This is a genomic window from Parvimonas sp. KA00067, from assembly GCF_001553085.1.
Taxonomy (GTDB): domain Bacteria; phylum Bacillota; class Clostridia; order Tissierellales; family Peptoniphilaceae; genus Parvimonas; species Parvimonas parva.
In genome coordinates this window covers 51,717-63,342 of sequence record NZ_KQ960137.1, presented here as the reverse complement: position 1 = coordinate 63,342, position 11,626 = coordinate 51,717, and the positions used below count along the sequence as shown (strand labels likewise).

At 27.7% G+C, this 11,626-nt stretch carries 14 protein-coding genes and 1 other annotated feature; all 14 genes read left to right on the top strand.

Features of this window, described 5'->3' with window-relative positions; all coding sequences use genetic code 11:
* The first annotated feature begins 46 nt into the window (after positions 1-46).
* Positions 47-517, top strand: a complete 471-nt coding sequence (locus HMPREF3181_RS00415; RefSeq protein WP_068471906.1) for a cell division protein SepF — start codon at positions 47-49, stop codon at positions 515-517.
* Between the two features lie 4 nt (positions 518-521).
* Positions 522-1,301, top strand: a complete 780-nt coding sequence (locus tag HMPREF3181_RS00410; protein ID WP_068471904.1) for a YlmH/Sll1252 family protein — start codon at positions 522-524, stop codon at positions 1,299-1,301.
* Positions 1,298-1,750 (top strand): signal peptidase II, encoded by a 453-nt coding sequence (lspA, locus tag HMPREF3181_RS00405; protein ID WP_068471902.1) that lies wholly within the window; start codon positions 1,298-1,300, stop codon positions 1,748-1,750. Before HMPREF3181_RS00410 ends, lspA begins: the two co-directional genes overlap by 4 nt.
* 1 nt (position 1,751) lies before the next feature.
* Positions 1,752-2,420 carry a uracil-DNA glycosylase gene (locus tag HMPREF3181_RS00400; RefSeq protein ID WP_068471900.1) on the top strand — a complete coding sequence of 223 codons (669 nt, stop codon included), beginning with the start codon at positions 1,752-1,754 and terminating at the stop codon, positions 2,418-2,420.
* A gap of 3 nt (positions 2,421-2,423) precedes the next feature.
* Positions 2,424-3,356: an RluA family pseudouridine synthase gene (locus tag HMPREF3181_RS00395; RefSeq protein ID WP_068471898.1), complete on the top strand. Its 933-nt coding sequence runs from the start codon at positions 2,424-2,426 to the stop codon at positions 3,354-3,356.
* Positions 3,338-3,853, top strand: coding sequence for a GNAT family N-acetyltransferase (locus HMPREF3181_RS00390; protein WP_068471896.1), 516 nt, complete (start codon positions 3,338-3,340; stop codon positions 3,851-3,853). Before HMPREF3181_RS00395 ends, HMPREF3181_RS00390 begins: the two co-directional genes overlap by 19 nt.
* Before the next feature lies 1 nt (position 3,854).
* Positions 3,855-4,451 carry a peptidylprolyl isomerase gene (locus HMPREF3181_RS00385; RefSeq protein ID WP_068471894.1) on the top strand — a complete coding sequence of 199 codons (597 nt, stop codon included), beginning with the start codon at positions 3,855-3,857 and terminating at the stop codon, positions 4,449-4,451.
* Positions 4,452-4,453: 2 nt separating this feature from the next.
* Positions 4,454-5,065, top strand: a complete 612-nt coding sequence (locus HMPREF3181_RS00380; RefSeq protein WP_068471892.1) for a thymidine kinase — start codon at positions 4,454-4,456, stop codon at positions 5,063-5,065.
* Positions 5,066-5,174: 109 nt separating this feature from the next.
* The gene (locus HMPREF3181_RS00375; RefSeq protein ID WP_068471890.1) at positions 5,175-5,375 is read left to right on the top strand and encodes a cold-shock protein; all 201 of its coding nucleotides are present in this window, start codon (positions 5,175-5,177) and stop codon (positions 5,373-5,375) included.
* A 107-nt stretch (positions 5,376-5,482) separates the two neighbouring features.
* Entirely contained in the window at positions 5,483-5,647 is a 165-nt protein-coding gene (locus tag HMPREF3181_RS07630) for a hypothetical protein (protein WP_231723236.1), read from the top strand.
* Positions 5,648-5,706: 59 nt separating this feature from the next.
* Positions 5,707-6,591: an Hsp33 family molecular chaperone HslO gene (locus HMPREF3181_RS00370; protein WP_068471887.1), complete on the top strand. Its 885-nt coding sequence runs from the start codon at positions 5,707-5,709 to the stop codon at positions 6,589-6,591.
* A gap of 9 nt (positions 6,592-6,600) precedes the next feature.
* Positions 6,601-7,953, top strand: coding sequence for an MATE family efflux transporter (locus HMPREF3181_RS00365; RefSeq protein ID WP_068471885.1), 1,353 nt, complete (start codon positions 6,601-6,603; stop codon positions 7,951-7,953).
* A gap of 50 nt (positions 7,954-8,003) precedes the next feature.
* Positions 8,004-8,191 (top strand) — a binding site (T-box leader).
* Positions 8,192-8,231: 40 nt separating this feature from the next.
* Complete coding sequence (gene leuS / locus HMPREF3181_RS00360) at positions 8,232-10,643, top strand: leucine--tRNA ligase (RefSeq protein WP_068471883.1); 2,412 nt, start codon at positions 8,232-8,234, stop codon at positions 10,641-10,643.
* 155 nt (positions 10,644-10,798) lie between these two features.
* Positions 10,799-11,623: a patatin family protein gene (locus tag HMPREF3181_RS00355; protein ID WP_068471881.1), complete on the top strand. Its 825-nt coding sequence runs from the start codon at positions 10,799-10,801 to the stop codon at positions 11,621-11,623.
* The last annotated feature ends 3 nt before the right edge of the window (positions 11,624-11,626 follow it).

Below are 11,626 nucleotides of genomic sequence, written 5' to 3'. Positions count from 1 at the left end.
TAAATTTTCGCTTGTTATAAAAAATAAAAATATGAGGAGGAACGTTATGGCAGGCTTTATGGACAAAATAAAGAAATTTGTTGGAAATGATGATTTAGAAGATGAATACGATGATTATGAAGAAGAAGTGGTTGTAGAAAAACAACCTAAATCAGTTGGAGAAACTTATGCTAAAAACGCTAGTAGTAAATTAGCTTTAGAAAAAGAAAAATCTAATGTGGTTACAATGCCAAATATTAGCAGATTTTTAATTTCTATTAGAGAACCGATAACTTTTGATGATGGAACTCAAGTTTTAGATGATGTTTTAAAGGGAAAAGTTGTTGTATTAAATTTAGAAATGTTAGAAGTTGATAAGAAAAGACAAATCTTTGACTTTGTAAGTGGTGGTATTTATTCTTTAAGTGGAAAAATCCAAAAAGTTACAAAAGACATTTTTATATTAGCTCCTAAGGGAATTGATATTGATGGAAAAGTTAAAGACCAAATCGAAAATAACGGATTTTATCAATTATAATTAAATGAAATCATTTGATAAGTTTAAGATTTTAGATAATATTAATAATATAGAAGTAAAAAAGACCATCAATAAATTTTTAGATGGTCTTGTTTCTATGGAAAAAAGTTATAAGGACATATTTGTTTCTAACTTTTTTACTCCTTTGGAATTTGAGTATGTAAAAAGAGTTTTAAAAAACTTTGACTTGAATTATGATATTATTTTTTCTGACGAAGATTTTGAAAGAAAATTTGTAATTTTTTATAGAGACGATTATGTTTTAGATGACTATTTAGAAACTTTAAGATTTAAAGATATTTCCAAAATAGAGCATAGAAATATTTTAGGAAGTATTTTACATTTAGGGATAAGTCGTGAAAAAATTGGAGAGATTATAAAAATTGACGGTTACTGGTATGTGTATTGTTTAAAGCCTATTGGAACTTTTATATTTTCAAATGGTCTTGAGTTTTCAAGACAAGATTTAAAATTAGAAATTTTAAATGAAAACTTTATTCCTACAAGTTTTAAAAAGTATGAAGATGAAAAAATAATTGTTTCAAGTTTAAGATTGGATTGTTTTGTAAAAGAACTTGCAAGAACTTCAAGAGAGCTTTCTCAAAAGTTTATAAAAAATGGAAATGTTAAGCTGAATTATGAAGAGTGTAAAGATTTTGACAAGAAGATAAATGAAAATGATATTATCTCAATAAGAGGAGAGGGAAAGTTTAAGGTAGATTGCTTGTGTGGTTTTACTAAAAAGAATAAATATGTTGTTAATGTTAAGAGGTATTCTATATGATATATGTAATTTTAATTATTGGGCTATTTTTAGACCAACTAACTAAATACATTACTTTAACCAAACTTAAAGGAGTAGATTCAGTTGTTATCATTAAAGATTGGTTAGAATTTACTTATGTTGAAAATACTGGAGTGGCTTTTGGAAGCTTTAGTGGATATAAATATTTCTTTATTTTTATTTCTTTAGTTGCTTTTTTGACAATTTTATTTTATATAAATAAAAATAAAGAAAAAATTTCTAAGATAGAGCAAGTTTTATATGCTTTAATAGCTTGTGGAGCATTGGGAAATTGTATTGATAGAATCAGATTTTCTTTTGTAGTTGACTTTATTCATACAAGATTTGGTGGCTTGTACGATTTTCCGGTTTTTAATTTTGCAGATATTTATATTTGTGTAGCTTGTTTTTTACTTATAGTTATTTCATTTTCTAAAAAGGAGAATTAAGATGAGTTCAAACTATGTAGCTTGGAATGAATATTTAAAAGATGAATTTCAAAAAGAATATTTTGTTAAAATGAAAAATTTTTTAAATGAGGAATATAAAAATAAGACAATATTTCCACCTAATGAATTTGTTTTTAATATTTTTAATAAAATAAATCCTAAGGATATTAAGGTTGTAATACTTGGACAAGACCCATATCACGGAGAAAATCAAGCTAATGGAATGAGCTTTTCAGTGAACAAGGGAGAAAGGATTCCCCCTTCACTTAGGAATATTTATCTTGAATTATACTCTGATTTAGGAATTACACCACCAACTCATGGGGATTTAACTTCTTGGGTTGAACAGGGAGTATTTTTACTAAATGCAACTCTTACTGTTGAAAAAGCAAAACCCAATTCACATAAGGATATAGGTTGGCAAATTTTCACAGACAGAGTCATTGAAATAATTTCAAATTTTGATTATCCTAAAGTTTTTGTGCTTTGGGGAAATTTTGCAATTTCAAAGAGTAATTTAATTAAAAAAGATGAAAATAATTTTATAATTACAAGTATGCACCCATCTCCTTTTTCTGCACATAGAGGATTTTTTGGAAGTAAACCGTTCTCTAAGGCGAATGACTTTTTGATAAGCAAGGGAGTTAAACCGATAGATTGGAGAGTGTAATTTTTGACTGAATTAAAATATATTTGTGATAAAGAGATTAGATGTGATGCGTTTTTATCTCTTAAAATTTCTGATTTATCAAGAACTTCAATTCAAAAGTTAATAAAGAAAAATTTGGTTTTGGTAAATGGTAAGAATGTAAAACCGAATGTTATATTGAAAATTGGAGATGAAATTTTTGTTTCAATTCCAGAAAAAAAAGAAACAAAGTTAATAGCTGAAGATATAAAATTAGATATTGTATATGAGGACGATTATATAATAATTCTAAATAAACCAAGGAATATGGTTGTTCACCCTGCTGTTGGAAATGAAGAACATACTTTGGTTAATGCGCTTTTAAATCATTGCAAATTATCAATGGCAAATACTGAAAGACCGGGTATTGTTCATAGATTGGATAAAGATACAACAGGGCTTATAATTTGTGCGAAAGATGATGAAACACATTTACAATTAGTTGAAATGTTTTCAAATAGAGCTATAAAGAAAAAATATTTGGCAATTTGTAATGGAAGTTTTTCAAAAGAACATGGTTTCATTGATAAACCTATCGGTCGTGATGAGAAAGATAGAAAAAAAATGAGTGTAAAAAGCAAATCAGGTAAAGATGCACTTACAGAATATAGTATTTTAAGCTCAAATTTAAAATATTCTTTAGTTTGCGTTACTCTTCACACAGGACGTACTCATCAGATAAGAGTTCATTTTAGCAGTTTGAATCATCCTATTGTGGGAGATGAAACTTATGGAAATAAAAACGAAAAGATAAAGGCGAATGGACAAATGCTACATGCGTATAATTTGGAATTTTTACACCCAATTACAAATGAAAATATGAATTTTACAGTTTTACCTGATGAATACTTTTTTAGTATTTTAAATAAAACAGGTTTAGAATTTAGTGAGGATTTATTATGCAAAGTGAAAGATTGATTTTTAGAAAATTTAATTTAGATGATATAGATGATGTTTACGAATTTGGAAGTGATGATGAAACTTGTGAATTTGTTACTTGGGATAAACATAAAAATCTTATAGAAACTAAAAAAGTTGTTGAAGATATTTTTATGAAAAATGAATATTGTTTTGCCATAGTTGAAAAAATTTCTAATAAATGTATTGGAAGTTTTGATTTTAGAGCAGATATAAAAAATAATTCCTTGACTTTTGGATATGTTTTGAATAAAAAATATTGGAATAAAGGATATATGAGTGAAACTTTAAACTTTATGCTTGATTATGCGTTTAATACATTAAAAGTTAATAAAGTTTGTGGACTTCATATAAAAGAAAATGTTGCCTCCGGAAGAGTTATGGAAAAATGTGGACTTAAAATTGAAGGCGAATTTGAAGATGCTGAATTTTTTAAGGGAAGATACATAACTTTAGTATATAGAGGAATTTTAAGAAGAAATTATAAAGGAGAGTAGTATGTCACAATTGGAAATGCCAAAAATTGGCGAAAAAATTTATGTTATGAAAACAAATGTAGGAGAAATTTCTTTTAAGCTTTTTAACGAAGTTGCTCCTAAGGCTTGTGAAAATTTTATTACACTTTCTAAAAAAGGCTACTATAATGGAGTTATTTTTCATAGAGTTATTAGAGATTTTATGATTCAAGGTGGCGACCCAACAGGCACAGGAATGGGTGGTGAAAGCATCTGGGGAGAGGCTTTTGAAGATGAATTTGACATTAATTTTAGAAATTATAGAGGAGCATTGTCAATGGCAAATGCCGGACCAAATACAAATGGAAGTCAATTTTTCATTGTTCAAAATAGCAAGATTTCTGATGATTATATAAATTATTTGAAAAATTCTGATAAGAAAATATATCCTGATGAAGTTGTTGAAAATTATGAAAAAAATGGTGGAGCTTTTTGGTTAGACTTTAAACATACTGTTTTTGGTCAAGTTTTTAAAGGAATGGAAGTTGTTGATGAAATAGCAAATACTTATTGTTCAAATGACAAACCTTTGGAAGATATTGTAATTTTATCTGTGGAAGAAGTTGTTTTTGAGGGTTAGTTATGCATCAATATAAAGGAAAATTAATTTTACATACCGGAAGTATGTTCTCCGGTAAAACTTCAAGTTTATGGAAAGATTTAAATAGATTTGAAATCGCAAAATATGAAACGATAGTTTTTAAGCCTAAGTTTGATAATAGATATGCTGACAAAGAAATTGTTACTCATGACAATAATAAAATGAAGGCAATTCCGGTTGAGAATATTGATGATATTATTGAATTTATGAAAACAAGTAAGGCAAGCATCATCGGTATTGATGAAGTACAATTCATTAAAGGAGATATATGTAAAATAGTTGAAACTTTAAATTTATTTTTAGAAAATGGATTTACAATCGTACTTGCAGGACTTGATATGGACTTTAAGGCTGAACCTTTTGAACTTGTAAAGGAACTTATGCCAAGAGCTGATTATCTTTATAAGCATCATGCCGTTTGTGCAAATTGTGGAGTTGATGCTTGGGTTAGTTACAGAAAAACACAAGATGACGAAAGAATAAAACTTGGTGCATCAGAAAGTTATGAGCCTCTTTGTAGAAAATGCTACTATGAAAAAGAAAAATTAAGAAAGCAAATGGAAAACCAATTAAGTATGCTTGATGATAAATAAATTTTACTTTTATAATGATAGCTATTGCTTTATTCTTCCAATTGTGTTATAGTAATAAGGTAATATTAAAATATTACATATTTCCTATAGTATTGGAGGATAAAAGGATATGAAGGGAACTGTAAAATGGTTCAATGCAACTAAAGGATTTGGATTTATCTCTACTGAAAACGGAGAAGATGTATTTGTACATTATTCAGCATTAGAAGAAACTGGTGAATTTAGAACTTTAGAAGAAGGACAGGCTGTTGAATTTGAAGTAGTAGATGGCGCTAAAGGTCCTCAAGCTTCTGGTGTTGTTAAATTATAATAAAAATTAAATAACTTAATTATTAGTTAAAATTTGTATAATATAATTTTAAGCAAGAAGTAAAATCTCCTATTTTAGGAGATTTTTTAAATTATAGGAGAAAAATTATGAGTAAATTATATAAAATGAGTTTAGAAGAATTATGGCAAATTTTTCCGATTTTTCTTGTAGAGCATAATATTGAATGGAAAAATTGGTACGAAGAAGAAAAGAAAAATATGAAAAAAGATATTAAAATAGCAGGTTTTACAACTTGCTATTTTAAATTTTGATTGATTTCTTTGGGTTTTTATTATATAATTTTATATGTAATTAATGTAAAGGAGTATTTATGGCAAAGATATTAAGATGTATTGATGAGCATAATTCAATGCGATTTTTTTTCGCTTTTACTGATGATATTGTAAAAGATTTTGAAAAATTACAAAAAAGTTCTGTTAGTGCAAATATTGAAATGGGAAAAATTTTAACGATGAATGCGTTGTTATATTCCGATTTAAAAAACGACACTGATAGTATAGATTTAAAATTAAAGACAAATGGGGATTGTGGTCTTATTATTTCCAAGTTATATAACAATTCATTTATAACCGGATATTTAGAAAATAAAAATTTAAGCAAATACGATAAAATCTATGAAAAGGGAAAGATTTCTAAAGATTTTATTGGAGATAATGGAATACTTGTTTTGATAAAAGATTTAGGTTTAAAATCTCCATATATTGGACAGACAAGTATAATTTCTTCAAATATTAGTGAAAATTTTACTAATTATTTTAGCGCCTCCAATCAAACTGTAACGTCAGTTAATTTGGAAGTAAAAAAGGTTCTTGACGATTATATTTCTTTTGGTTTTATGATGGAGCTTTTGCCGAATTATACAGAAAAAGATTTATCACAATTTACAATTTACTCAGATATGTTTAAAACTGAGTTGGAAAATTATATTAACTCCAAGTCTGATGATATGAGTTTTTATGATTATATTTGTTCTATTTTAAAGATTTTTAACATTAGAATCATAGAAGAAAAGATTATTCATTATAAATGTAATTGTAGTGATGAAAAGATAGATAATATGCTGTTAAGTTTAGGTAAAAAAGAGCTTAATGATATAGTGAAAGAGGGAAAAGAGATAGAAATTTCTTGTAATTTCTGTGATAAGAAGTACAAGAAAAGCGTTGAAGATATAAAAGATTTATTAAATGAACTTTAGGAATTGTTTATGAAAAAAATAAATTTATTAGATAATAGAATATATAGAAATTTATTTATGTTATCTCTTCCAATAATGACGACTTCTTTTATACAGATGTCTTACACTTTAATGGATACGTTTTGGGTAGGAAAGCTGGGAACAGAGGCGATAGCAGGTGTTGGAATAGTAGCATTTATAATGTGGTTTGCTAATTCTCTTGTTTTGGTTTCAAAAACAGGGATAGAAATAGGTGTTGCATATAGTGTAGGCTCCAAAGATGATAAGCAATTTAGAAAATATATTGACACTTCTGTTGTTATAAATTTATTTATGTCTATTACTTTTGCGATATTATTATATATTTTTAGATTAGATGTAATTAAGTTTTTTAACATAAAGAGTGAGTTAGTAATTTCACTTGCAAATAGTTATTTGAAAGTTGTTATATTAGGAGTTCCTTTTACTTTTTTAAATCCACTATTTTCAGGAGTTTTTAATGGCTCAGCAAATAGTAAAGTTCCATTTATTGCAAATTCATTAGGGCTTATTATAAATATAGTTTTAGACCCGATTTTAATCTATGGTTATTTTGGTTTACCTGAGCTTGGAGTTAGAGGGGCAGCTGTTGCTACAACTCTATCTCAAATAGTTGTTACAAGCATTTTTGTGATTTTTTCAATTAAAGATGGTAAAATTTTAAAAGGCTTTAATTTAATTAAAAATTTCAGTAAGCCAACTTTTTATGAGGTTTTAAGACTTGGAGTTCCAACTGCTTTTAAATCTTGTATATTTGCTTTTATCTCAACTATTTTACTTAGAATAATTGCAAGTTGGGGAGAAAGTGCCGTTGCAGCAGAGAATGTTGCAGTACAGATAGAGGCCATAAACTGGATGACTGTTGAAGGCTTTTCTATTGCACTTTGTGCATTGATTGGTCAAAATTATGGAGCTAAAAATTATGATAATATAGTTTTGGGATATAAAAAAGGTCTTAAGATAATTTTAGGAATTGGAATTTTTTGTTCATTCTTTTTATATTTTTCATCAGACTACATAATCAGACTATTTATAAAAAATGATGTTAATACCATTAGAATGGGTGTTAGTTATTTAAAAATTTTAGCTTTTTCTGAAATATTTTTAGCTCTTGAAATAGGAATTTCAGGAATGTTTAACGGACTTAAAAATACAAAAACGCCTACGATAATAAGTACATTTTCAAATGCGTTGAGAATTCCACTTGCGTATCTAGTTTTTTATTCAAAATTGAATATAAGCTATATGTGGGTTGTAATTTCTTTTTGTACTTTTTTAAAGGGAATGTTAAATTATATTTTCTTTAAACGATTCATCAAGAAAAACTTTGATTTTGAACTTTGATGTATTGAAAAAAAATAAAAGATATGATAAAATATTTGTATTGTAAATTTAGAAAATTTTTGATTGAAAGTAGTAAATATATTTAATTTTTAAGAGAGTCATTGTTTGGTGTGAAATGATATTTTAGTATATTGAATTTACTCATGAAATGCGAAAGCCGTTGATTACGTTATAATCTTAGAGTGAGTTAATTACTAATTAGAGTGGTACCACGGAAATTTCAACTTTCGTCTCTTTTCGAGACGGAAGTTTTTTTATATTATGAATGGAGGAATGTTATGAAAAATTATGAGCCAAAGAATATTGAAAAAAAATGGCAAGATATTTGGGACGAAAAAAAACCCTTTAAATGCGAAATAAATGATAAAGAAAAATTTTATGCATTGATAGAATTTCCTTATCCGTCAGGACAAGGACTTCATGTTGGACACCCAAGACCATATACTGCATTAGACGTTGTAAGTAGAAAGAGAAGACTTGAAGGACAAAATGTTTTATTCACTATGGGTTGGGATGCTTTTGGTCTTCCAACTGAAAACTATGCGATGAAAAACAAAATTCATCCTGAAATTGTAACAAAAAATAATATTAAGAATTTCAAAAAACAATTAAAGAGCATTGGTTTTTCTTTTGATTGGGACAGAGAAATAAATACAACAGACCCTGATTATTACAAATGGACTCAATGGATTTTTATGAAGATGTTTGAAAAAGGTCTTGCATATAAAATGGAAATGCCTATAAATTTCTGTACGTCTTGTAAAGTTGGTTTGTCTAACGAAGAAGTTGTAGGTGGTTGTTGTGAAAGATGTGGTGGAGAAGTTATACATAAAGTTAAAAATCAATGGATGTTGAAGATAACTGAATATGCAGATAGACTTATAGACGACCTTGAAGAAGTTGATTTTATTGATAGAGTTAAAACTCAACAAATCAACTGGATTGGCAGAAGTTATGGTATGGAAGTTAAATTTAAAATGAAAGATATTGATGATGATATTTTAGTTTATACTACTAGACCTGACACAATTTTTGGAGCAACTTATATGGTTATTTCTTGTGAGCATCCATTACTAAAAAAATATGCTGGCAAAATAAAAAATAAAGAAGAAATTGAAAAATATGTTTTAGAAGTTCAAAAGAAATCTGAATTTGAAAGAACAGAAATGAATAAAGAGAAAACAGGAGTTAAGATTGACGGAATTACTGCAATCAATCCTTGCACACAAAAAGAAATTCCAGTATTTATTTCAGATTATGTTTTGATGACTTACGGAAGTGGAGCAATTATGGCTGTACCTGCTCATGACACCAGAGATTTTGACTTTGCTAAAAAATTTGGCTTGGAAATTGTTGAAGTAGTAAGTGGTGGAGAAAATGTTAATGAAAAAGCATATACAGACACTAATACAGGAATTATGGTTAATTCAGGATTTTTAAATGGACTTTCAGTTAAAGATGCAAAAGAAAAGATTTTTGAATATTTATCAGAACTTGGAATAGGAAATAAAAAGACTAATTTCAAACTTCGTGATTGGGTTTTCTCAAGACAAAGATATTGGGGAGAACCGATTCCTCTAGTACATTGTGATAAATGTGGTTGGGTTGCTATTCCTGAAGAAGAATTACCATTAAGATTACCCGAGCTTGATTCATTTGAACCAACTGAAACTGGAGAATCTCCACTTTCAAAAATTGATGATTTTGTAAATTGTACTTGTCCAAAATGTGGTGGAAAGGCAAAAAGAGAAACAGATACAATGCCACAATGGGCAGGGTCTTCTTGGTATTATTTAAGATATATGGACCCACATAATAAAGAAAGTCTTGTTGGGAAAGAGGCTTTAGATTATTTTGGTCAAGTTGATTGGTACAATGGTGGAATGGAACATACAACATTGCACTTATTATACTCAAGATTTTGGCATAAATTCCTTTATGATATAGGAGTTGTAAATACAAAAGAACCATATTTAAAAAGAACTTCTCATGGAATGATTCTTGGAGAAAATGGAGAAAAAATGTCTAAATCAAGAGGAAATGTAGTAAATCCTGACGAAATGATTGACAAATATGGAGCAGATGCTTTAAGATGCTATGAAATGTTCTTAGGAGATTTTGAAAGAAGTGCGTCTTGGTCTGACGGTGGAATTAACGGTTGTAGAAAATTCTTAGATAGAGTTTGGAAATTACAAGAAATAACTAATTCTAGTGAAGAAATGACAAAATCTTTAGAAAAGTCAATCCATAAGACAATTAAAAAAGTTTCAGAAGATTTTGAAAATCTTAAATTTAATACTGCAATAGCATCACTTATGACTTTGATAAACGAATTTTATTCTGCAAAAGAAATTTCAAGAGAAGATTTAAGAATATTTTTAATTTTATTAAATCCTGTTTCTCCACATATTACAGAAGAAATATGGCAAGAAATGAATTTTGGAGGATATATCTTCGAACAAACTTGGCCAAAGTATGATGAATCAAAAACTATTGATACAGAAGTAGAAATGCCAATTCAAATAAACGGAAAAGTTAGGGCTACTTTAATGATTGCAAAGGATGCAAAATTTGAAGATTTTAAAGAAGAACTTTACAACAACGAAAGTGTTAAAAAATTCATCGAAGGAAAAACAGTAGTAAAAGAAATTTTTGTTCCTGGAAAAATTTGTAACATAGTTGTTAAATAAAAATCTAAAAATAATGGATATGATTTTAATTTATATTAATTAATAAATTTGTTTTCAAACTACAAAAAAGTAAGTTTAATAGGCTTACTTTTTTTGTATATTTTTTTGTTTTATGGTAAAATAATAAATATAATTAATAAGATGAGAGGTATTTTATGGATAATAAAGTTGCGTTGGTAATTGAAGGCGGAGCGATGAGAGGTGCCTTTTTGAAAGGTGTTTTGGATTGTTTTAAAGAAAATGAAATTAAATTTCCTTATGTTGTCGGCGTATCTGCCGGAGCAATTACAGGTTTTGAATTTGTTAGTGGTATTGCTTTTGATGTTAATAAATTATTTTTAGAATTTGCAAATAATATGGAAATTTTAAAAAATTCATCAGAGCCGATAGATTTAAAAGCTATGGTTAATGGAGTTTTTGATTTTCCTGAATTTGATAAAAATATTGAAACTGAATTTGAGGCAGGTGTTACTTCTTTGATTGATGGTAGTTATAAATTCTTTTCATCAAAAGATGCTAAAAATACTTTAGATATGGTTGATAAGATAATAGCATCTTCTGCTCTTCCTGATATGGCAAAATGTGTTGTGATTGATGGAATTCCATATTTTGACGGTGGAATGTATAATACGAATCCACTTGAAAGGGCGATTGAAAAAGGTTATGAAAAATTTGTGATTTTACTTGCTAAAAATAGAGGATACAGAAGAACAAATTCTGATATTAGTGATATCGTAAGATTTGGTTATAAAGATTATCCGAAATTTATAGAATCAATGGAAAATGAAAAAGATAGATATAATAAGACTATGGATTTAATTGATAGCTTAGAAAAAGATGAAAAAGCTATTGTTTTTGCACCTATTAATCCTTTAAAATTCAAGTCGTTTACAACTAATATGCAAGATGTTGTCGATTTGTATAAAGAGGGATATATGGTTGCAAGTCAAAGTATTGAAAATGTTAAAAAATTTGTTTAGGAG